The organism is Oceanobacillus sp. CFH 90083 (genome assembly GCF_009389585.1).
Taxonomy (GTDB): domain Bacteria; phylum Bacillota; class Bacilli; order Bacillales; family Amphibacillaceae; genus Oceanobacillus.
Genome location: NZ_VIYG01000006.1, coordinates 261,835 through 284,636, shown reverse-complemented (window position 1 = coordinate 284,636; position 22,802 = coordinate 261,835). Strand labels below are relative to the sequence as shown.

Sequence of the window (22,802 nt, the reverse complement as noted above, 5' to 3'; positions counted from 1 at the left end):
AAGGTTAAAATGCAAGAGTTTTTATTCTTTATCACAGTAAAAAGGACTGTCTCCCCGACAATCCTTTGTTATTCATCTTACTTTAAAAGAAAAGGATAAATAATCCTGTATTGGTATCCAGGCTCCAATCCCCTGCTTGGTCACATTTTTAATTTGAATCGCTTTGTTTGACCCTTTTAGTTCAATATATACTTCTCCAAATGTCACTTGCCCTTTCTCATTAACAGCAGGTGCATAGGCATCGAGCATCCCATACTTTTGAACAGGGACATTATACGAATTCGGCAATTTTGTATTATGACCAATGACGGTTTCATAGGAAAGAGGCAGCTTTGTATTTTCACTTGCCTTTAATAGCATCATGGTTTTGATTTGTTCTGGATTGCTTATTTTACCAGTAAGTGCACCTTTTATTTCTTTCTGCTCCTGTTGATAATAGCTCATTTCCTGCACCTGGTCACCGCCTGCATTATTCATTTCATTTTTATTAATATGCTGGTATTCCCAATTTATATTTGACTCTGCAGATTGATAATTAATTGGCCATCTGCCCAGATAGACCATACCGCGATATCCAATCGCTATCGGTGATGGTTTAATATTACTTTCATTTAAAACCTTAATCAGCTCTGGATTTTCAATTGGGATGTCAACCTCTTTGATTAATTCTTCTGTTAACTTGCTCGGTTCAATAATTTCTTGGTCTTCTGTTGAATTTGGAAATGTATTTTCTTTAGAAATATCTAATACATGACTAGGTATATTTGATTCTTCTTTCACTTCTTCCGCCAAGCTATCGCCCGGTATCCACAGCCATGTGAAGCAGAAGAGAATTGTAAAAAAATAAGCACCATTGCATTTTTTCATTTCCGTATCTTCCTTTCTTTTTGTTTTATTTTTTCTGAAAGGAAGAAAACTATGCACATGAAGCCCCTGAGACTTTATGGAAATTAGCATGACAAAGAGACATCTATTTGCTTTTAGATGCCTCTATATTATTGCTCCACCATGCTTATTTTACAAATACACTGTATCTCTTCTCTAAATAATCCTGCAATATTCCAATTAAAATACACACCGGCCAATAAATAAGTGCAACCAGCACATACATCGTCATCGCATCAAACTCTCTCCCGGCAACAATCTGCGCTTTTTGAAACAGCTCTGGTACTGTGATAACAGCTGTTAAAGAAGTTGCCTTGACAATATCCATAAAAACATTGGTCAAAGGCGGAATAGCAATGCGTGTAGCCTGAGGAAGAATGATTTTACGCAATGTAAGCCAATAAGGCATATTCAACGCCCGTGAAGACTCCCATTGTCCCTTCTCCACACTGTTTAATGCAGACCTGTCAATTTCAGCAATGTAGGCAGCACTATTCAATCCCAGTCCAATAATGGCAGCATGGACAGCTACAAGCTGAATCCCTGCAGAAGGCAGGCCTAAATATAAAATATATAAAAACACGATAATTGGCGTTCCACGCATAAAGGATATATAAAGTCTGGCCGGCCATCTCAAAAGTACGCTTTTAGAGCCTCTTGCCAACGCTAATAATAGCCCTAAGACAAGTCCAATCAGCATACTGCCAATCGAAATCAGCAGTGTTATCGGCAATCCTCCGAGAACAAAGGGTAAACTCTCCCAAGCTAATTGAACATCAAAAAACCCACCAAAATTTATCTCTGTTATATTCATGCCAACCTCTAAAAATCCAGACCTTCGACAACTTCAACTTCTACATCCGGTTCTTTGGAAGCATCCTCTTCATAAAATTCCTGTGCCAATTCACTCAATGTGCCATCTTCACGCATATCATTTAATGCTCTGTTTATCTCTTCCTGAAGCTTTGTTGCCTCCTTTGGCATCATAAGTGCCTGCTCCGTAGGATTAAATTTCAATGTCGGGTGAAGATGTAAATCAAAATCAGGAAATGCTGCAACCCCAAATTTAGTCAAATAATAATCATTTAAAACCAAATCCGTTCTTGCCGTACTGACATCACTCAGATAAGCTTCATTTGGAGCATTTCCATAGGTTACTACTTCTGCTCCATAATGCTCAGCAATCTGACTGTAAATTGTTGATGCTGCCCCGCCTGCTTTTTTACCATCTAAATCTTCCAACGTTTCTATTCCGGAATTATCTGATTCTCTAACTGCTGCGACAATGTACGAATATTTATATGGATCAGAAAATCCAAATTTTTCTTGGTTTGTCTCCGTTATGGTTGCATCATTTGCTCCAACATCAATTCTGCCGCTATTTATCGCCGAAGCTAAATCATCTGCACCCATAATTTCAAATGTAACCTCCAGGCCCAGACGCTCTCCAATTTCTTTCATAATCTCAACCGTGTAGCCCGTTAATTCATCATTTTCATCATAATAGGATGCACCGATTAATGTTCCAGAAGTTCCTGCTACTATTTCTCCTTTTTCCTGAATACTTTCCCAGTGCCCATCTGTTTCTTCCTCCCCTGCTGTATTTCCTTCACTATCCCCCGGACCACAAGCAGTCAAAAACAATCCTGCTAAAAGAATAAAACTAAAAATAAATATAGACCTTCTCACCACAAAACCTCCCTGTATTATAACTTCACACAAAAATATTATAACAAAGAAAGGTTTACATGAAAATAATTTACTATTCTGTATGATGAATCCTAAAATATCCACTAGAACAGACCGACCCATAGACCACCGAATTCATTTTCCTTAAAAAAAGAAACGGGAAGCTATCTCACCGTTTCTTTTTATCAATTTTTTGTTCCAGCATCGTTGCATTCAAAATACCGCCTGTAATGACAATGATACCAAATAAATAAAACCAGATCAGCAACACAATAATCGTACCCAGGCTGCCATACGTTGCAGAAAAATTCCCCAAGTTATTCACATAAAAGGAAAATCCCCAGGAAACGAGCTGCCAGGCAAGGGTTGCAAATGCTGTGCCCCATATGACCTGCGAAAATCGGAGTCGCCGGTTCGGTGCAAGCTTGTACAAAAAAAGCAGCACAATAAAAAAGATAAGAGAGGAGGCTGCCCATCTCAAGGCTCCCCATACTGCTAAGAAGGATTCTGTAAAGCCGATCCAGGAAAACAGATACGAACCGATCATTCTCCCGAACACCGGCAGCAGTAAAGCTAAAATAATGATTAGTATCATACCTATGGTAAGTATCATTGCTACCAGCCTTGCAACAATAAAAGACCGGTCTGTTCTGATCCCATAAGCATAATTGAATGCTCTTGTAATTGCATTAACACCATTAGAGGCTGCCCATAATGTTCCGATTATACTGATAGAAAGCAATCCGCTATTTTGAACAGTTAATGCCTGCAAATTTGTAGTAATCAGCCCCATTACCTGCTCCGGAGCAAAGTCGCCAATAGTCTCTAAAATTACATTCATATCAATTGGCAAATATGGAATTAAGTTAAGTAAGAAGATTAAAAAAGGAAATAAGGATAAGATAAAGAAATAAGACAACTGGGCTGCTAAGCCAAATACATCAACTTCCCGGTAACGTCCCCAAAAATCTTCACTTATACTCTGCAGATTTCGAATCCCTTTCACCCACCCTTCTCACTTTTAGAGGTTGTTCAAAAAAAGAGAAGGCAGATGTTAACAAAAATAAACATTCCATTATTTAACTTTTACCCTTCCTACGTTCTTCCATTTGAACAAGCACCTGTACTATTCTATTTCTTTACCAGAAAATTTATTCGTCACTTTATCTAAAGTTTGTTCTACTTGTTCTAAAGCATTCATAGCATTCGCAGATCCGCTTTCAAACACTTGGTTCACCTTGTCCACTGTGCTTTGCAAGCCTTGGATCGCTTCAGATGGATTACTGATATAATAAGATGAAGCTGATTTTACATCTTTTACTTTTTTACAAGCGTAACTGCGCGCTTCTTTATCCAATAATGCTACGGCTCCTCCTGCTACGGCTCCTGCAACAACACCCAAAATAATTTTACGTTTTCCCATTCGTATCTCTCCTTTACCTATTTAAGCTAAATGATGCTTTTCTTTTAAAAACTGTAGTAACCTGTTACATCCCTCAGAAACTAAGCGATATGTCTGACCAAAGTCTCCTGTATAATATGGATCAGGGATATCATCATCTTCTATGTCTTCTACAAACTTCATTAACTTCACAACTGCTGCTCTTTCCTGGCCGCCTGTCTGAATAAGCGTACGATAATTATTCTGATCCATCGCAACCATATAATCAAATTGCTTAAAATCATCTGCTGTTAGCAACCTTGATTTCATACCATCACAGGAAATGCCCTGCTGATGGAGTATTTCCTTTGTTCCAGCATGGGGAGCTTCTCCAAGATGCCAGTCACCAGTCCCACAAGAATCAATTTGAATCTGATCTTCCAGCTGCTCTTTCTTAACAAGATCCCGGAATACCGCTTCTGCCATTGGAGAGCGGCAAATATTACCTAAACAAACAAATAACACACGCACCAATCACTATACACCTCATTATTTATTTCTCGTTTGCTTACTAAAGAAGCGCTTCCTACTTAAATATCCAAAACAGTCTATAAAGTTTCGGATACTCTACATTAACTCCATTATAAGCAACTTAGCCTGATAAGCAAAGAATAAATTGTAGAAAGTTGTTATTCCGCTTCCATTTCTGTCGAAAAAATACAAGGCTAAAACAAGCTCATATCCCAGCTATTTGCGATATGACGGAGCAATTTAATTCCTGCCACACTGTTTCCCTGCTTATCCAAAGCCGGCCCATATACACCAATACCACAGCCATCTAAAAATGGCAAATCATTTTCACGAGCTCTCGGCGGAACAACTGCTAAAATCCCGCCCGATACACCGCTCTTGGCAGGGATTCCGACATAAGAAGCAAATTTTCCAGAAGCATTGTACATGCCGCAGGTCAGCATCAACGATTTGGCAATTCGTGCTACATTCTTCGGAATAATCACCTCTTCTGTTTCTGGATGAATACCATCATTGGATAGAACCAATCCAATACGAGCTAAATCATCCGTTGTAATATTAATGGAGCATTGCTTAAAATAGGTTTCCAAGGTTACCCCCAGGTCAGATTCTAAATAGCCTTCTTCTAATAAATAATAACCAATCGCCCGATTACGCATGGACGTATCTCGTTCGGAAACATAGACATCAACATCTATTTCCGGACGATAGCCGATCATTTTTTCCATTAATTGAAATAATGGCTCCAGTTTTTCATCCGATGTATTGCCGCTTAACAAAGAGGATACCGTGATAGCTCCTGAATTCACCATTGGATTAAATGGTCTTTTCGCACGATTAATCGCCAAATGCATAATAGAATTAAAGTCTTCCCCTGTCGGCTCAACGTCAACCCGTTGCAGGACATACGTTATTCCTCTGTCGATACACGCAACAATAAAGCTGAGAACCTTGGATATACTTTGGATAGAAAAGGAATGATCCAAATCACCCGACCGGATCTGCATCCCCCCCTTTCCGATAATGGTAATACCTAAAGCATCAGGGTCTGCCTCCTCTAATTTCGGTATATAATCAGCGACCTTTCCAGTGTCTGTCTGCTTCTTAAAAAATTCCACCCAGCCATCTACATATTCTTGCAGCCATTGTTTATTTCTTTCTGTATTTAAATTCATAAACCCCTGTACCATTTTGCCACCCCGCATCTATTCATTCTTTATATGAACTATTCCCATTCTCTCTATTCTTTACCCGTAAAATCTCACCTTGAATGAAATTTCACTTTATGAACTTCCTCTTTATGTAATGCGATATATTCTAAATCATTCACTTATATGTTTAGTTTAAAGCTGATTTGATATCTAAACCAATGTTTTCTTTCATCGACGTAAATATAAACGAAATTGTCCTCATGAAAACAAAGGGAAAACTTCAAAACAAGCTGCTATTAGAACCATACATAATAGAAAAAGCCTATCCATTTAAAAAATACCTTTAAATGGATAGGCTTTTTTCAATTAGAAGACTTCACTTATTTTCCAATAAACATCTGTGTCCAATAGTTACCTTCTTCTACATGTCCAATTCCAATGTGCGTGAAATCACTGTTCATGATATTTTCACGGTGACCCTGGCTGTTCATCCATGCGTTTACTACTTCTTCCGGAGAACGCTGCCCTTGAGCAATGTTTTCACCAGCAGTATTGTAATCAATACCAAAGCTTTGCATCATATCGAATGGAGAGCCATAGTTCGGGCTATTGTGATCAAAATAGTTGTTTGCTTGCATATCCTCTGATTTTGCACGGGCCACTTTACTTAGCTCTGTATCTAATTCCAGCGGAGCAAGTCCTTGTTTTTCTCTTTCCTGGTTTGTTAAGTCAACTACTTCCTGTTCAAATTGACTAACTTCACCATCTGCAGCTTGATTATCTTCTGCATTTTGCTGTGCGTCTTCTGCGTTACCAGCCTCTTCCTGATTTGCTTGTTCAGATGGCTGATTTTCTGTTGGTGCCCCAGCTTCAGCGTTTGGAGAAGCCGTTTTATTTATTATATCAAAGCAATTGAAACTTCCTTGTTCAAAATGCTCATTATTTAATTGAGGAGAAGTTCCAGCATTTGCAGATGCTTCTGCATCAGAAACGAACGCTCCCCCAAATAATACAGTTGCTGACAAGACAGCAGCAATGCCTACTTTCTTAAACATGCACATACACTCCTTTGTTTTTGTTGTTTTGTTTTGTGCAAAATGATCATAACATGGAGTTTTCTGTAATATTTGAAATAATGAAGGAAAGGTTTACCAAACTCTTTTTTTTCATTCTATTTTTTTGCTTTCAAACTTGTAAAACCTTATCAAATCTACTATTCTAAATTGAGTATAATTCCCCTGCCTTGGAAATTAATCAATCCATAGGAAATCATTTCTACAAAATGATTATTGACAAGTTTCTACAGCAGGTCTAATGTTACATTGTAGACAAAAATGTAACAAAAATGTTACTTGATTTCATTTCATTTATGTTTTATTTTATAGACTAGTTCTTTCAATATAATATGGAAGGGCGCTCACTACCCCCAAAAAAGAAATTATTTGATAGAATAGTATTTTAAGAAACTGAAATAATTGTGTCATTATGACAAAGTACCAGGAAATGTGATTTAATAACTCAAATTATATGTATGAAGCATAATAGATAAAAATGAATACTTAATAGAATGAAGAAATGTATTCTTTCATACGGAAAAGTGTCGTATTGAGGATGTTCAAAAAGTCTCCAAATGATAAGTGTCGAATCTTTGGTTAACGTGTTTTTTCTGATGGGACTGGGGTTGTGATTATACCCGCCCCGCCGGAAACATTTGTCGACAACACAGAAATCACCACAATACATGAGAAGCCCGTTCGTAAAAAACCCGTTGCCTCAATCTTCTTGCTTCTAATTTGATTACTTTTTGAACATACACGTGTCTTTTCTGTCTACAATCAAACTAAAAAGAAATTATAATGGAGGATTTTATATATGTTTTCAAGCGCTGAAATTGGAATTGATTTAGGAACTGCAAATATTTTGGTATATTCAAAGTCAAAAGGAATTGTTTTAAACGAACCCTGCGTTGTAGCAATTGACGTCAATACAAAACAGGTGATGGCTGTAGGAACAGAAGCAAAAGAAATGGTTGGTAAAACACCGAAGAATATCATCCCGATCCGCCCTTTAAAAGATGGAGTGATTGCTGATTATGACGTTACAGCTCAATTACTAAAAGAATTGCTTAAAAAGGTAAGTAAAACATTAGGTATGTCCATGCGTAAGCCCAATGTCATTGTATGTACGCCATCCGGCAGCACAAGTGTAGAAAGAAGAGCGATTCATAATGCTGTATCCAGCTACGGTGCAAAACAAGTTCATTTAATTGAAGAACCTGTTGCAGCAGCTATTGGTGCAGATTTGCCTGTAGATGAGCCTTATGCAAATGTTATTGTCGATATTGGCGGCGGAACTTCTGAGGTTGGTATTATTTCCTTTGGCGGTATTGTATCTTGTAACTCAGTGCGTACAGCCGGCGATAAAATGGATGAAGAAATTATCCAGCATATCCGCAAGCAATATAATATTTTAATCGGTGAACGTACTGCTGAAAATATTAAAATGGAAATCGGTTATGCCCATCCAAATCACAAAGAATTAACTATGGAAATCCGTGGTCGTGATATGGTTACCGGGCTTCCGAAAACAATTGAAGTTACTTCCACTGAGATTTATGCATCTCTAAAAGAATCTTTAGAACAAATTTTAGAAACCATCCGTGCAACCTTAGAAGAATGCCCACCGGAATTAAGTGGTGACATTGTTGACAATGGTGTTGTTCTTACAGGTGGAGGTTCCCTGTTAAATGGTATGCAGGAGTGGCTTGCAGAAGAGTTGAGTGTACCTGTTCACATCGCTCCAAATCCGTTAGAATCGGTAGCAATTGGTACGGGACGCGCGCTAAAAATGATTCATAAACTGCAAAAAGCAGCAAAATAAACACCTGTTATTTCTCTAGAGAATACGTACTCTTAAAACATTATACTGTCGGCACTTTTTTATTTACAGAATGCGGGGATTTTCGGATTTCCCGTATTCTGTATAAAATAAAGTAACCTTTTAAAAATGAAATTTTAAAAGGCTTCTTAGAGTTTTCTAAAAACATTGCCATAGAAAGAGAGCAAGCGGTGGGCTCACTTGCTCGATCTATAAAACGTGAACGTACAATCGATTTTAAATAAAACCCAATAAACTTCCATTTTTTTAAATGATCGCAGGGAGTCTTATTTGTCGTGCTCTTATATCAAGAAACGGTTGAATGGCTCTCCATCGATATTGTTTCTTTAATAATTACTTTCCTTTTTGCCATTTCCTTAATGTAAGCTTCACCAGGAATAATTTTTTCAGGTGGATATACACCCTTTTTCGTAATTGTTTGATCGGCAATCATTTGGGCAGCAATCGAAATCGTATTGGCAGTAGCTCTAGCCATGGCAGTTACTCCAGTCTGCTGATCCTTATATGTCACCATTTCGTAAGTGAATATTGTTTTCACCCGCTTGTTATATCCTTTAATGATTGCACGTAATAAAACGGCATCCTCTTTATCTTTTAAATCAACAATCGGGTCAAGTACCTTCAACAGAACTTTTCGCGGACTGACCTTTACACCATCTATGATCACCTCATAATGATTTTTCGTTAAATTTAAATCTACTAATAGCTTGAATTTTTCCGCATGCCCTGGATATCGTATTGTTTTATATTCTAATGTCTCTAAATGAGAAAAGGATTTTGTCAATGTCGATGTGCCGCCCGATGTATGAAATGCCTCTAATTCTCCAAAATCAGCAAAGTCAATGGGTTCAATTTCGGATAAAGATGGTACAGTAATGAGTTTATTATCACGGATAATCTCTGATGGTTCTGTATAGTGGTCAAGCACACCTTCCATAGAAAATACATGATTATATTTCAGGGGAGCTTCTGGATGAACCGGAATTCCGCCTACAAATAATTGAATCGATGCTGCTTTTTCTAATTTACTGACACCATAGCCTGATAATATGTTAATCATCCCCGGAGCAACGCCTAAATCAGGGATAATCGTCACACCTGCAGCTCTTGCCTCTCCATCTAAATCCAGTACTTTATCCGTAATATGATCAATATGTCCGCCTAAATCAACCACAGAAGTACCTACTTTGATACCTGTCTTAGCCACTGTTTCATTAAAGGTATAAAATAATGCATTTACAACAACATCAAAACGGCTCATAAAATCGGCAAGCTCATTTTCATTCTTCGCATTTACCTGGTAGGCTGTCATTAATGGAGACTGGAGCTGATAACAAATATCCTGGGCACGCTGCAAATCAATATCGGCAAGACCAATTTCTTTGATACCATCACTGTTCGCCAGATCTCTTGCAACCTCTTTTCCCATGAGACCAGTTCCCAATACACCTATTTTCATATTCATTCCTCCTAGTCGCTTCCTGCTTTTAAAGCCTCTCACAGTTTATGCTTATGCATCCGTATCAATTTGGGCACGCTGCAGCTTCCCGCTATAGTCGACATAGACTGCCTTCCATTCTGTAAAAACATCCAGCGCCTGCACCCCAGAGTCACGATGCCCATTTCCTGTCCCTTTTGTCCCCCCAAAAGGTAAATGAATCTCTGCACCTGTTGTTCCGGCATTGACATAAACAATTCCCGTATCCAGATCGCGCTGTGCTTTAAAAACGCGATTAACATCCTGTGTAAAGATAGAGCTGGATAAGCCATACTTCACTTTATTATTTGCAGCAATAGCCTCTTCAAAATCGTTTACCTCAATAAGTGAAACGACTGGACCAAAAATTTCCTCCTGAGCAATTCGCATGTCTATCGTAACATCGGTGAACAATGTTGGTTCAAAATAAAAGCCGTTCTCATAATTTTCTACTGCAAGCTGTTTGCCTCCTGTAACTAAATTCGCCCCTTCTTTTTTGCCGATCTCAATATATTTCAAGATTTTATCTAAACCAGCCTGATTAATAATCGGACCAACTTTATTGTTTGGATTCAGTCCATCCCCTATTGTTAAATCCTTCATTGCCGCCAGCAGCTTTTTTTCCAATTCTACCCGGATAGCTTTATGAACAATGACACGACTGCAGGCAGTACAGCGCTGTCCGCTTGTTCCAAACGCACTCCAAAGAATTCCTTCCACTGCTAAATCGATATCGGCATCTTCCATGACAATGACAGCATTTTTCCCTCCCATTTCTAAAGAAACCTTTTTTAATTGTTTCCCGCACTCTGTTGCCACTTTTCTGCCTGTGTCATTGGAGCCGGTAAAAGAAATAACACGGATAGCTTCATGTTCAATCATCGCTTGCCCAATGGTAGCACCTGATCCATATACAACATTGATCACTCCTTTGGGTAACCCTGCCTCCTTAAAAATCTTCGCTAATTCATTTGCCATCAGCGGTGTTTCTGATGAGGGCTTCCAAATAACAGCATTTCCAGCAACGATAGCAGGAAATGACTTCCATGTAGCAATGGCAATCGGGAAATTCCATGGCGTGATAATCCCTACAACTCCAACCGGGCGCCTCTCACTCATTGCAAATTTATCCTTTAATTCAGATGGCGTCGTCTGTCCAAATAAACGTCTTCCCTCTCCCGCCATATAGAAAGCCATATCGATTCCTTCTTGTACTTCTCCCCGCGCTTCTTCGATCACCTTTCCATTCTCCAATGTTAGCAGCTGAGACAGCCTTTCCTTCTGCTCCTTCATCTTTAGCCCCACTCTATAAAGTAATTCAGCACGCTGAGGCGCCGGTACAAGCGCCCATTCCTTTTGGGCGATACGGGCAGATTCTGCAGCCTCATCAATAGCTGCCGCCTCAGAGTTTGGAACTTCTGCAAGTACTTCTCCATTCGCGGGATTATACACCTTTTCCTTATTCGTTACCTCTATCCAATCCCCGTTAATAAAGTTTTTTAAATCTTTCTCCGAATTTGTAAGCGTTATCATTTTAGTTCCTCCTTGCTACAGATGAAATAAAGTGAAACTCATTCAGTGGGGGTTTTCTTTTCATCCCCCACTGAATGTTTAGTCGAACGAATCGGGCCGTTACTGGCTGTTGGATCTCCCGCTTAGTATTTTCGTTTTTCTCCATTCTTGAAGCGGGAGTCTTACAGCCAGTGACACTGCGATAAATTGATTTCCCTTCCGACTTTATTTCCTATATAAAAATAATGCTATCCTTTCTAATTCTAGTATAATGGAAGCTCAAATATGTTTACAAGTATTTTCAAATAATATTCAGAAAATGGAAAATACTATTCATTAAAAATGATAAGCCGATGAATGTAATTTCGTTTTATGATATACTTGATTTTGATTTTTTAATAGGAAGGATTTTACGAATATGGAGAAAAAGACTGAACAATGGTCAACAAGACTTGGATTTATTTTATCCTCTGCCGGTGCTGCAGTAGGCTTAGGTGCCATTTGGAAGTTCCCATATATGACTGGAATGAATGGCGGAGGTGCGTTTTTCTTTATTTTTATATTATTTACCGTTCTAATCGGTCTTCCGCTGCTGATCGCTGAATTTGTAATTGGCCGCGGTGCTCAGAAGGAAGCAGTCAGCGCCTACCAAAAGCTTGCACCAAAACGGAGCATCTTCTCCTTTATTGGGCATTGGGGAGTTATCGGTGCGTTTATCTTAATGTCCTTTTACAGCGTAGTCGGCGGCTGGGTATTAATTTACAGCCTGATGTCGATTCCCGGCATGGTTGTTACAGACAATGCCGATTATGCAGCTCTATTTAATACAATTACCGGTAATCCGCTGCTGACAGTTGCAGGTCTTGCTGTCTTTGTATTTATCAATTCATTTGTTATCTCTAACGGCATTCAAAATGGTATTGAGAAGTACAATAAAATAATGATGCCTTTATTATTTATCTTTTTCATCATTATTGTTGTTCGTGCATTAACTTTTGAAGGTGCAATGGAGGGGGTACGTTTTTTCCTTCAGCCTGACTTTTCACAGTTAAACGGAGAAAATATCTTATATGCATTAGGGCAGGCCTTCTTCTCGCTTGCAGTCGGGGTATCTGTCATGGTCACCTATAGTTCTTATCTTGCAAAGGATATCAGCTTAACCAAATCAGCGGCTTCTGTTTCCATTATGAATATTATGGTATCTCTCCTTGCCGGTCTAGCCATTTTCCCAATTGTGTTTTCCTTTGGGCTTGAACCGACAGAAGGACCGGGACTATTATTTATCGTTCTTCCAGAAGCATTTTCGCAAATGCCTTTTGGGGAAATATTCTTGAGTTTATTTCTGTTCTTATTCCTCTTTGCGATATTAACTTCTTCGTTCAGTATGCTGGAGATAATTACTTCTTCTATAAATGAAAAAGTAAAAGCATCGCGAAAACAAATTGCCTGGATTGCCGGTCTGGCTGTATTTATTTTCGGGATACCAGCTGCTTTATCGTCGAATGCGCTTGCTGATTTTCATATTTTCAGAAAAACCGTATTCGATGCAAGTGATTTCTTAGTAAGTAATATCATGCTCCCTGGCGGCTGTTTGCTTATCGCTTTATTTGCAGGCTTTAAAATGGATCGCAAATTGGTTGAGCAAGAGTTTCATGCGGGTAATCAATTAAACAATGGATTATTCCAGGCATGGTACCAGATATTACGATGGCTTGCCCCGATTACCATCATTATCGTTTTTCTTTATTCATTAGGGGTACTATAAATAAAGAAGCTGAAAACTCTCTGCTGTTTGTAGAGAGTTTTTTTATAAGAACTTTTCTATTTATAATCTTATAGCTATATACGTTGAATTATTGAATCTATCTTTTGCATCTACACTATAACCAGCGATGTTTTTTAGCGGAAGTAGTAATCCGGAAATACACAGAGACTCCTCTGGTGTGTAGTGTATTTAGGGATAAAATCCTTTATTTTATATAAATCACTTTTTGATTAAGGTAATATGGGGAACTATTATATTAATGAACCAATTCCAGGTTATTTCGAAAGGAGTCATTATATTATGGTAAATAAAATTGTAATTGTTGGCGGTGTCGGCGGCGGGGCTACGGTGGCAGCACAGATACGGAGAAATGATCCCGATTCGGAAATTCATATCCTTGACCGCTGCGGTTATATTTCCTTTGCTAACTGCGGGATGCCTTACTATATAGGCGGAGATATTACCAATCGAAATCGGATTATTTATTCCGAGAACGATTTTGCAGAGAAATATAATCTTTCTATTGAAACCTATGCAGAAGTTACCCATATTGAGAGAAAAAAGCAAACGATTTTCTTTGAAAAAAATAATAAGCCTTATGAGATAGACTATGATACATTAATTCTTTCTCCAGGAGCACGGGCTGTTCTGCCAGATCTGCCAGGACTTCAGTCCAACACCTTTACACTGCGCACGATAGAAGACATGGACCGGATTGAAGCATTTATTGCGGATAAGAATCCAAAAACAGCAGCAATCATCGGGGGAGGCTTTGTCGGCTTAGAAATGGTCGAGAACCTGCATAAACGGGGACTTCATTGCGCTCTTGTCGATCATTCAGAGCATGTCATGAAACGGCTGGATCCGGATATGGCCAGTCATGTAGATGAACATTTAAAAGAAAATGGCGTTACACTTTATCTAAATGATAAACTGGAAAGCTATTCAGATCATGGTACTACCCTGCACCTGCAAAGCGGAAAGACGATTCAAGCTGATATGACACTTATGGCTGTTGGTATCAGACCAAATATTGAATTAGCCAAGAAAGCAGGGCTGGAATTAGGAGAAACCGGCGCCATTAAAGTCAACCATGTGATGCAAACCAGTGATCCTTCCATCTATGCCTTGGGAGATGCTGTGGAGGAAGTCGATTTTATCACTAAAAAGCCAGCTCACGTAGCCTTAGCATGGCCCGCACATCGGCAGGCGTTTGTCATTGCCTCACATTTAAACGGTGAAACGATTCAGCGTGATGGCATTTTAGGGTCATCTCTTTTCCGTGTCTTTGATTTAACAGTTGCGATCACAGGGCAAAATAGTAAAGCATTGGATGAATTAGCTATTCCGTATGAAGCTGTCATATCAAAAGGCTTCTCTCACGCCGGATATTATCCTGGTTCCGAAAAGCTCTGGATGAAAATCGTATATGATCCAAAATCCGGGCAGTTATTAGGAGGCAGTGTTATCGGTGCAAAAGGGGCAGATAAGCGCATGGCTGTACTGGCAACAGCGATTAAAGGAAAGCTTACAGTTGATGACTTAACAGACCTGGAGCTTGGCTATAACCCTATTTATTCAAGCTCAAAGGATGCTATTAACATTCTGGGATATAAAGCCCGGGAGCAATGGAAAAAATAAAATACGCAAACAGCAGAATAAAGCCGGCTGAAGACTAATTCAGCCGGCTTTATTCTTAATGATCTTCAAATTGATAAACTAACTCATACCTTGTTTCATCCAGCAGTTCTGCTACATGAACTCGGACACCATGACCGAATACAATCTCATCATCAGTCATTGCTACAATCATTGCCCGGGTATTGTTGTTAACGTCCAAATAAATATCACCAACAGCCGGCTTTAATGTCTCATCATTTTCTGCTAAATAAGAAATAGATTCATCTTGCAACTGCTTTTCTTCCGGAACAAGGGACTTGTCGAAATAGGCAATCTCCTGGCTTGCTTCGGCCTTCCCAGGGACCATCACAACATATTCACTATGTTTTACACCATTATCACGCGTGGTAATTACATTTCCGTCTTCTACACGCTCCACCTTCTCAATTTCATTTAATGAATAATGATCTAAGAAATCAGGAGTCGGCTTCACGATTAAAATATAATCACCGGCTTTTGGTTTTGCATATTGATCAATCGTATATCGCTTTCCATAAAAAATAAATGTATCATTGTGCTTCGGACGATAAAAGTTAATATCTTTCGCTGTTGTTAAAACCTGCTTCATATCCTTTAACCGATACATATGAACAGATTTTTTAAACATTGGTTTCACAGAATATACCTTATGCAATTCATTTTCATAAAATACAAATTGCCCTTTTCTTACTTGAAAAAGCTTCATTTAATGACCTCCTTGATTAATCAATCCCAAAATAAGGTACGCTTTTCTTCTTTATATTCCCTCATACTCGTAAAAATGAAACGTATATAAGCACAACGCGGGTCTTCTTAGTAGAAAATCCTTTTCCCGTCGTGTCATGTTTGTTGATCTTTTTGAACATCCTCTATAAGCTTTCTTTTCCATTCTGAAGAGATAAGACTATTTTTATTCAGCAGCAGGGACTAATTCAAAAGAAACTTTATCAGTCACAAGTGCGATCAGCGCCCTTACTCTAGAGTTTCCCTAACCTATCTGGTGATTTTCTAAAGAAAACTAGACAAGCTAAGCCAAAAAGGCATAGATTGTCTTAATTGGGAACTGGGTCTGCGATTACTCGCCCCATTAAAAGCGTTGGGGTCTGCGGTTACTCGCCCCATTAAAAGCGTTGCACTTATACTTTATTCCTTAAATATCTTATATTTCCTTAAAGTGCAACGTAAGTATAACACGCCAAACATATGAATGCTACCCAGTTTTTTGTATAACCTAAAAATTATATCCTGCCTAATTATTTTCCTGATTCAAAGCTTTCCTTAAGCAAGGATAATTCCTCCCAGCGTTCCATTTTTTCTTCTAATTTATCTTCCAGCTCCTGCTGCTCTGTAAATAACGGCTGAACCTTTCCGATATCACTTCCTGCTGTTGCAATCTCCTGTTCTATTTCCGTTAACCGTGTTTCCAGCTGTGTAATTTCATCCTCTATTGTTTCCCATTCACGCTGTTCCATGTAAGATAGTTTCTTCTTTACTTTAACAGGAGCCTCCGATTTTGTTTCTTTCACAGCTGCTGTTTTTGCTTGTTTAGGAATAGCATTGGTCTCTAGAAATTCACTGTAGTTTCCATAATAAATAGAAACCTCTCCCTCTCCTTTGAAGACAAAGAGCTTTTCAACAATTCGATCCAGGAAATAACGATCATGCGAAACAGTAACAACCACACCCGGGAATGTTTCCAGATACTCTTCTAAAACAGCTAATGTTTGGGTATCTAAATCGTTGGTCGGTTCATCTAAAAACAAGACATTCGGCTCATGCATCAATACTTTAAGTAAATAAAGCCGGCGCCTCTCCCCTCCTGATAACGTACGAATATAGGACCATTGCTGCGATCTGGGAAATAAAAACTGCTCCAGCAGCTGCTCCGCTGTAATCACTTGTCCATCTGCGGTATGCATGACCTCTGCCACTTCTTTCATGTACTCAATAATACGTAAATCTCCATCCAGATCCTCATCACCCTGTGTATAATAGCCAATTTGAACCGTTTCACCAAGCTTTACATTTCCCGTATCAGGTGATATACGCTGTGCCATCATATCGAGTAAAGTTGTTTTCCCCGTACCATTAGGTCCAATAATTCCAATTCGGTCGCCTGGAATAATTTGATAGGAGAAGTCGTGAATTAGTGTTTGCTGTTCAAAGGATTTCGAGACACCCTCCAGATCGATCACATCATTCCCTAGCCGTTTTGATCCAGCTTGGATAGAAAGGTTCTCTTTTTTTGTATCAAATTTCTTTTCCTGCATTTCTTCTACACGCTCTACACGGGCACGCTGCTTTGTTGATCTTGCCTTTGCTCCTCGTTTCAGCCAGGCAAGCTCACGTTTTAAAGTGTTACGATGCTTTTGTTCGTCACTGATTTCCAGCGCTTCTCTCTCTGCTTTTTTCTCTAAAAACAGCTCATAATTTCCCGTGTATGTATAGAGGGTTCCTTTATCCAGCTCAAAAATACGATTGGTTACCCGGTTCAGAAAATATCTGTCATGGGTTACTAAAAGGATAGAGCCACGATAATTCTGTAAATATTTCTCCAACCACTCCACCGTTTCATGATCCAAATGGTTCGTCGGCTCATCTAAGATAAGAAGGTCTGCCGGCTGAATCAGTGCTTTCGCAATGGCGACCCTTTTCCGTTGACCGCCAGAAAGCTCACAAACCTTTTTATCAAATGATGTTATCCCCAGCTTTGTTAAAACCGTTTTCGCATTGGCATTGGCTTCCCACGCCTCTGCCTGATCCATCTTTTGCTGCAGCTGTAATAAATGTTCCTGGAATGCTTCCTTTTCCGGGTTCTGCTCCAAATTAAGCAGCGCTTGTTCATAAGCGCGCATCAGCTTCATTTGCTCGGATTCACCATAGTAGATCTGTTCGATAACAGTCAAATCCTCGTAAAGCACTGTTTCCTGGGCAATATACTCGATCCTGTAATCCTTTGCATGCTTTATTTCTCCCTGATCCGGCTCGTCTATTCCTGCAACCACTTTTAAAAAGCTCGATTTCCCAGTGCCATTCACACCAATTAACCCGATCCGCTCAAATTCACCAATGGCTGTATTTATATTGGTAAACAGATTTTTATCTCCATAGGATTTGCTGATATTTTCAATACGCAGCATAACACAACACTTCCTTTTAAAATATGGATTATTTTTGATTAGTTCCTTTCTTTTCCCGAATCCATGTCTTGATAATTAGAACAACCAGTAATAATAACCACGAGGTAACTAAATAGAAAATAAGTTGACTTACCTGGTTCATGTCTTGGAAAAAGGTAAATAAACCAGCCCACACAATAAAAATAACAACAAACTGCCCAAGCAGTAATTTCATTTTTAATGCCTCCTCAAGATCTAAATTATCTATGTATTAGTTATTTAATACTCTAAAAAAACGCCTAACGTATATTTTATCGTATACGCAGGCATTTTTCTATCCTAATTATTTATTCTTATTAGAGAGGCTGTTTGTTAGTGGTATTTAATAAAGAAAAATACCTTATTCTTCTCCCTCCATCTGCTCAAACTGCTTCACCATCTGCTCATAGCTTAAAGCACCAAACGACTTAAATTGAATGATTCCATCTGCATCAACCATATACGTCATTGGAATCGGTTGAATACGATACAAATTACTGACTTCTCCTTCTTTATCTAATAAAACAGGAAAGGTCAGTTCGAGCTCCTGAATAAAACGCTCTACCTGCTTTATGTTCAGCTCTCCATCCGTCAGGTTTACAGAAAGAATAACAGGGTCATGCTCCTGATAAAATCGCTCCATATCCGGCATCTCCTGACGACATGGCGGACACCAGGTTGCCCAGAAATTAATCATGACCCGTTCACCTTGAAAATCAGATAATTGTACTGCATTCCCATCCAGTGTTTCCAGCATAAAATCCGGTGCTCTATCACCAATCTCTAATCCCTCCTGCACATCTTCAGCATATACAGGTTGCAGGGTTAGTAACAAAATAAACAGACTAAGCATAAAAATTTTAATTCGATATCTCCCCATATAATCACCTCTGTTTTAATTTCTCCGATACAGTTTATCTCATACAAATGATATTTCATTTGTTATAATTTGATAAAAAAGAATATTAATAATAATGAAAGGTTTTGAAACGGATGACATTATCAAAAGGAGAAAAAAATTGCATTACCGATGTTCCTGACGTTCAGGTTGGTCATGTTACGCTGTATGAGCATGTAAATGATAAAGACACGATTTGCACCGGAGTTACGGCCATTTTGCCTCATACGGAAAATATATTTCGAAAAAAAGTTATAGCGGGGAACGCGGTCATTAATGGTTTTGGAAAAACAACCGGATTAGTACAAATGGATGAGCTTGGTGTTTTAGAGTCCCCGATTATGCTGACAAATACACTAAGTGTCGGAGCTGTTATGCAGGGAACATTAACATATATGCTGGAGGAAACGAAGGAAATCGGTGATACGACAGGAACAATTAATTTAGTCGTCGGAGAATGTAATGATGGGTATTTAAACAGTATCCGTCTGCAAGCAGTACAGCCGAAGCATGCCGCACTAGCCATTCAAAACGCGACATCTGCAAGCAGCGCGGAGGGAGCTGTCGGGGCTGGAACCGGCATGCAGTGCTTCGGGTATAAAGGTGGCATTGGCACTGCTTCCAGAATTCTTCCTGCTGAACAAGATATTTATACGCTTGGCGCACTTGTGGTAAGTAACTTTGGCAAACGGGAACAGGCTTTGTTTCTCACTGACTCTGATGAAAACCCCGATACACCAGACGGCTCCATTATGATGATTCTTGCAACAGATGCTCCTTTTTCTGACCGGCAGTTAAAAAGACTTGCCAGGCGTTGTGCAGTCGGGCTCAGCAGAACAGGCAGTAAAATCGATAACGGAAGCGGTGATATCGCCATTGCTTTTTCTACAGCCGCAAAAATTAATCATCATTCTAGTCAAGTGACCGAATCCATAACAATGATTCGGGATGATCATCCTATCATGAATCAATTTTTCCAGGCTGCTGCAGAGATGATTGAAGAAGCCATCTACCGATCTTTACAGCAGGCAGAAACAACAGTCGGGCGTGGGGGAAGAATATTAGAGAAAGCTCCCATTTAACGAATTTCTGACATATTAAAAGCCATCATCCTAACAGTTCAGATGGATAATGGCTTTTAGAGGTTGTTTAAACAGTTCCATAAAAATAAAGTCCGAGTGTGAACCGGCAGTTTATTTTTATCACATTTTTTGAACACGCTCATTTATATTATTTCGTTTTATGATAAAAAGACTTTGGAGCCTCTGAACGGAAAAACATCAGTTTATTTGTTCTCGGATGATATAATGCCAATGCTTTTGCATGCAAGCCTAACCGCCCAATCATCCGCCGATGACCGCCGCCGTATTTCTTATCACCTACAACTGGATGACCAAGCTCTTGCATATGCACACGAATCTGGTTCTTCCTTCCTGTTTCCAGCTCTACTTCCAATAAAGAAAACTGTTGATTGGATTGAATCACCCGATAACGTGTCGCTGCACGCTGTCCGTCATTTTTAACACGGCTGGAGTACATCTTATGTGTCGGGCTTTCCTTTAACCAGGAAACAATATAACCTTTTTCTTTTTGAACCTGTCCCTCTACTAACGCAATATAGATTCTTTCTTTCACAATATTTTTCCAATTGTTTTGCAGTTTACGCTTTACTTCCTCGCTTTTTGCAAAAATCATCACACCAGAGGTTTCTTTATCTAAGCGATGCACAACAAAAACACGACCCGCAGGATTATCCTGCTTCACATAATCCATCAGCTGGTGAAAAGCTGTCTGCCGCCTTTCTTCCTTGGTCGCAATGGAAAGCAGGCCTGCTTCTTTATCAATAACAATAATATCCTCATCTTCATGAATAATGGACATACCAATAAAGACTTCTTGCTTTACTGCTTCTTTGTTTTTTAAAATTTTAACAACCTGTCCCTTTTCCAGCATGTAATTATGCTGTGTTTGGATACGATCATTCACAGAGACCTGCCCTCTCGTTAAAATAGACTTTACCGAATTACGGCTGCGATTTGCCAAAACCTCTCTTAGGAAAGGGAACAGCTCTCCTGATTCTGTAACCTCATAAGTTAAAAAAGGGGCAGTTTTTTTCGATCGGGGACGTTTTTTATTTTTCATTTAAAATCTCCTTTATTCTTTCACAGGATAGAATTTCATTTTCTGCAAATCATGATCTATTATGCAGCCTCGTGAAGGAACTCAATCCTCATCCTTCACATCAATATCTTCCGGAATTGGCTCATCTAAGTATGCCTGTATTAATTTTCTATACTTTTCAACCTGTTCAAAATATGTTGTAAATTGCTCTTTGTTGATTAAATAATTTTCCCCATCATAAACTGCACGAATCTTCCCTTGTAATACATAAGCACGTACAATCGATTCATCTATGGATAAATATGCCGCTGTTTCTTCTATTGTCAGATACATTTAAATATATTGTTTTTGAAGGACGTCATGATACGCTTCATTTTTCTTCATTTGATTTTTTGCAAACGGACATAAAGGGATAATATATTTATTATTCTCTCTTGCATATAAAACAACCTGCTCCAGCAGCTGTTGAGCAATTCCCTGGCTTCGGAGTTCTTTTGCCACATACGTATGATCAATAACTAAGCGATTCGAGCCTGATTGTACAAAAGTAATTTCTGCTTTCGGGTCACGAATATCCTCCCCGACGTAAAATTTTGTTTCTCCTTTATGAATTGTAGCCATTTTAGCCCTCCTAAATGTCAACATTATCTTTCATTATACTCTTTCCAGTTTCTTGTCTCAAGACATTATTTCTGTAAGCGTTTTAAATATTGCGAAATTAAGCTCTTTTTCTCGGAATGAATTGCCGGAGGATACAGAAGGCTCTTTCTTATAATGGACTTTAAGGTGGTTTCATGAGTACTATGATCCGACAATTATTACCATCTGACAGAAAATGAATGGACAGAGAAACATGGGAAAAGCTTAACTAAATTTCTAAAGAATACTTGGCATCCGCTAAGCCTTCCACTGAATGCCTTAATCGGGATCTGGGACTGCGATTACTCCTCCCATCAAAACTGCTGGGGTCGCGATTACTCACCCCAAGAAAACCGCTGCAATTATACCTTTTCCCTTAAATTCTTTATACTTTCTAAAAGTGTTAAAAACGCGGCAAAGTATGTTGGATAGACATTGCCGCGTAATTGTTCTTTAGTATTCAGTAAACCTGCTTTCTGCATAACCGGAGATCGACCAGATATTTTCTCCATTCTCCTTTGCTTCTTCCTGCGCTTCCTCCAGCTCATCTAAATATTTTGTATTCGGCTCATACACAAAAGCAACCCTTGCATAGCCTTCCTCTACCAATCTCTGATTCACATTTTCATCATCCACCCAGATATAGGCAAGCATCCGGTCATAATCATCCCGATCCGGATTCCCTCTTTCCAATTCAACCGTCTCCCCTTCAGGCATCAGCTCTTTGGCAAAGTCACTTGCCTCCTCGCCAAATGGCTGTACTTCTGTATTCGGCTTCACACTCTCGGGCGTATCAATTAAGAGCAGACGGACCCGCTCTCTTGTTCCATCTTCCAAATGCACAATAACTGTATCTCCATCCACTACACGTTCGATGGTTACAAACTCTCTTCCCTCAGCCGGCTCACTGTCATCAATAAAATCAAGCAGTTCACAGCCTGTTAACACAAACAGAAATGCGAGCAAAATAAGTATCTTTTTCATTTCCTGCATCCTTACCTTCATCCATATTCTTTGTTCATTTCTCTTTTCAAGCAG

22 protein-coding genes are annotated in these 22,802 nt (G+C 39.1%); 4 read left to right on the top strand and 18 right to left on the bottom strand.

The features are described 5' to 3' along the window. Positions 1 to 72: 72 nt before the first annotated feature. The 8 genes from FLK20_RS11860 to FLK20_RS11825 form a co-directional block, all read right to left on the bottom strand. The gene (locus FLK20_RS11860; RefSeq protein WP_152656773.1) at positions 73 to 867 is read right to left on the bottom strand and encodes a YfkD famly protein; all 795 of its coding nucleotides are present in this window, start codon (positions 865 to 867) and stop codon (positions 73 to 75) included. 145 nt (positions 868 to 1,012) lie between these two features. Continuing rightward, the gene (locus FLK20_RS11855) at positions 1,013 to 1,699 is read right to left on the bottom strand and encodes an amino acid ABC transporter permease (protein WP_152656772.1); all 687 of its coding nucleotides are present in this window, start codon (positions 1,697 to 1,699) and stop codon (positions 1,013 to 1,015) included. An 8-nt stretch (positions 1,700 to 1,707) separates the two neighbouring features. After that, on the bottom strand, positions 1,708 to 2,574 hold the full coding sequence (locus FLK20_RS11850; RefSeq protein ID WP_227995009.1) for a transporter substrate-binding domain-containing protein: 867 nt from the start codon (positions 2,572 to 2,574) through the stop codon (positions 1,708 to 1,710). A gap of 169 nt (positions 2,575 to 2,743) precedes the next feature. Then, the gene (locus FLK20_RS11845; RefSeq protein ID WP_152656801.1) at positions 2,744 to 3,571 is read right to left on the bottom strand and encodes a YihY/virulence factor BrkB family protein; all 828 of its coding nucleotides are present in this window, start codon (positions 3,569 to 3,571) and stop codon (positions 2,744 to 2,746) included. Between the two features lie 129 nt (positions 3,572 to 3,700). Continuing rightward, complete coding sequence (locus FLK20_RS11840) at positions 3,701 to 3,997, bottom strand: YtxH domain-containing protein (RefSeq protein WP_152656770.1); 297 nt, start codon at positions 3,995 to 3,997, stop codon at positions 3,701 to 3,703. A 21-nt stretch (positions 3,998 to 4,018) separates the two neighbouring features. Continuing rightward, a complete protein-coding gene (locus tag FLK20_RS11835; RefSeq protein ID WP_370453189.1) occupies positions 4,019 to 4,486 on the bottom strand; it encodes a low molecular weight protein-tyrosine-phosphatase in 468 nt (155 codons plus the stop codon). Between the two features lie 194 nt (positions 4,487 to 4,680). Next, positions 4,681 to 5,676, bottom strand: coding sequence for a glutaminase (locus FLK20_RS11830; protein ID WP_152656768.1), 996 nt, complete (start codon positions 5,674 to 5,676; stop codon positions 4,681 to 4,683). Positions 5,677 to 6,017: 341 nt separating this feature from the next. After that, the gene (locus tag FLK20_RS11825; RefSeq protein WP_152656767.1) at positions 6,018 to 6,692 is read right to left on the bottom strand and encodes a CAP domain-containing protein; all 675 of its coding nucleotides are present in this window, start codon (positions 6,690 to 6,692) and stop codon (positions 6,018 to 6,020) included. Between the two features lie 817 nt (positions 6,693 to 7,509). Between FLK20_RS11825 and mreBH the strand changes: the two genes are divergently transcribed. Beyond that, complete coding sequence (mreBH, locus tag FLK20_RS11820) at positions 7,510 to 8,517, top strand: rod-share determining protein MreBH (RefSeq protein WP_152656766.1); 1,008 nt, start codon at positions 7,510 to 7,512, stop codon at positions 8,515 to 8,517. Positions 8,518 to 8,821: 304 nt separating this feature from the next. Here mreBH and FLK20_RS11815 read toward each other — a convergent pair whose 3' ends face one another. Then, positions 8,822 to 9,994 (bottom strand): saccharopine dehydrogenase family protein, encoded by a 1,173-nt coding sequence (locus tag FLK20_RS11815; RefSeq protein ID WP_152656765.1) that lies wholly within the window; start codon positions 9,992 to 9,994, stop codon positions 8,822 to 8,824. Between the two features lie 51 nt (positions 9,995 to 10,045). Continuing rightward, on the bottom strand, positions 10,046 to 11,545 hold the full coding sequence (locus tag FLK20_RS11810; RefSeq protein ID WP_152656764.1) for an aldehyde dehydrogenase family protein: 1,500 nt from the start codon (positions 11,543 to 11,545) through the stop codon (positions 10,046 to 10,048). A gap of 397 nt (positions 11,546 to 11,942) precedes the next feature. Here FLK20_RS11810 and FLK20_RS11805 point away from each other — a divergent pair, with 397 nt between their 5' ends. Together FLK20_RS11805 and FLK20_RS11800 are read left to right on the top strand one after the other, a co-directional pair. Next, positions 11,943 to 13,289, top strand: a complete 1,347-nt coding sequence (locus FLK20_RS11805; protein WP_152656763.1) for a sodium-dependent transporter — start codon at positions 11,943 to 11,945, stop codon at positions 13,287 to 13,289. A gap of 300 nt (positions 13,290 to 13,589) precedes the next feature. Continuing rightward, entirely contained in the window at positions 13,590 to 14,930 is a 1,341-nt protein-coding gene (locus FLK20_RS11800) for a CoA-disulfide reductase (RefSeq protein ID WP_152656762.1), read from the top strand. A gap of 55 nt (positions 14,931 to 14,985) precedes the next feature. Here the strand turns inward: FLK20_RS11800 and FLK20_RS11795 are convergent, their stop codons facing one another. The 4 genes from FLK20_RS11795 to FLK20_RS11780 all read right to left on the bottom strand — a co-directional run bounded on the left by FLK20_RS11795 (position 14,986) and on the right by FLK20_RS11780 (position 18,986). Further along, positions 14,986 to 15,654, bottom strand: coding sequence for a hypothetical protein (locus FLK20_RS11795; RefSeq protein ID WP_152656761.1), 669 nt, complete (start codon positions 15,652 to 15,654; stop codon positions 14,986 to 14,988). A 547-nt stretch (positions 15,655 to 16,201) separates the two neighbouring features. Then, complete coding sequence (locus tag FLK20_RS11790) at positions 16,202 to 18,088, bottom strand: ABC-F family ATP-binding cassette domain-containing protein (protein WP_152656760.1); 1,887 nt, start codon at positions 18,086 to 18,088, stop codon at positions 16,202 to 16,204. A 28-nt stretch (positions 18,089 to 18,116) separates the two neighbouring features. Then, entirely contained in the window at positions 18,117 to 18,302 is a 186-nt protein-coding gene (locus tag FLK20_RS11785) for a hypothetical protein (RefSeq protein WP_152656759.1), read from the bottom strand. A gap of 165 nt (positions 18,303 to 18,467) precedes the next feature. After that, entirely contained in the window at positions 18,468 to 18,986 is a 519-nt protein-coding gene (locus tag FLK20_RS11780; protein WP_227995007.1) for a TlpA family protein disulfide reductase, read from the bottom strand. Positions 18,987 to 19,099: 113 nt separating this feature from the next. Between FLK20_RS11780 and FLK20_RS11775 the strand changes: the two genes are divergently transcribed. Continuing rightward, positions 19,100 to 20,086 (top strand): P1 family peptidase, encoded by a 987-nt coding sequence (locus tag FLK20_RS11775; protein WP_152656758.1) that lies wholly within the window; start codon positions 19,100 to 19,102, stop codon positions 20,084 to 20,086. Positions 20,087 to 20,234: 148 nt separating this feature from the next. Here FLK20_RS11775 and FLK20_RS11770 read toward each other — a convergent pair whose 3' ends face one another. From FLK20_RS11770 to FLK20_RS11755, 4 genes are all read right to left on the bottom strand, one after another. Further along, the gene (locus tag FLK20_RS11770) at positions 20,235 to 21,146 is read right to left on the bottom strand and encodes an RluA family pseudouridine synthase (RefSeq protein WP_152656757.1); all 912 of its coding nucleotides are present in this window, start codon (positions 21,144 to 21,146) and stop codon (positions 20,235 to 20,237) included. 81 nt (positions 21,147 to 21,227) lie between these two features. Then, positions 21,228 to 21,458 (bottom strand): excisionase family DNA-binding protein, encoded by a 231-nt coding sequence (locus FLK20_RS11765; protein WP_152656756.1) that lies wholly within the window; start codon positions 21,456 to 21,458, stop codon positions 21,228 to 21,230. After that, positions 21,459 to 21,746, bottom strand: a complete 288-nt coding sequence (locus FLK20_RS11760; protein ID WP_152656755.1) for a GNAT family N-acetyltransferase — start codon at positions 21,744 to 21,746, stop codon at positions 21,459 to 21,461. It abuts the gene before it with no gap. Between the two features lie 471 nt (positions 21,747 to 22,217). Further along, positions 22,218 to 22,748 carry a thermonuclease family protein gene (locus tag FLK20_RS11755; protein WP_227995004.1) on the bottom strand — a complete coding sequence of 177 codons (531 nt, stop codon included), beginning with the start codon at positions 22,746 to 22,748 and terminating at the stop codon, positions 22,218 to 22,220. Between the last annotated feature and the right edge of the window lie 54 nt (positions 22,749 to 22,802).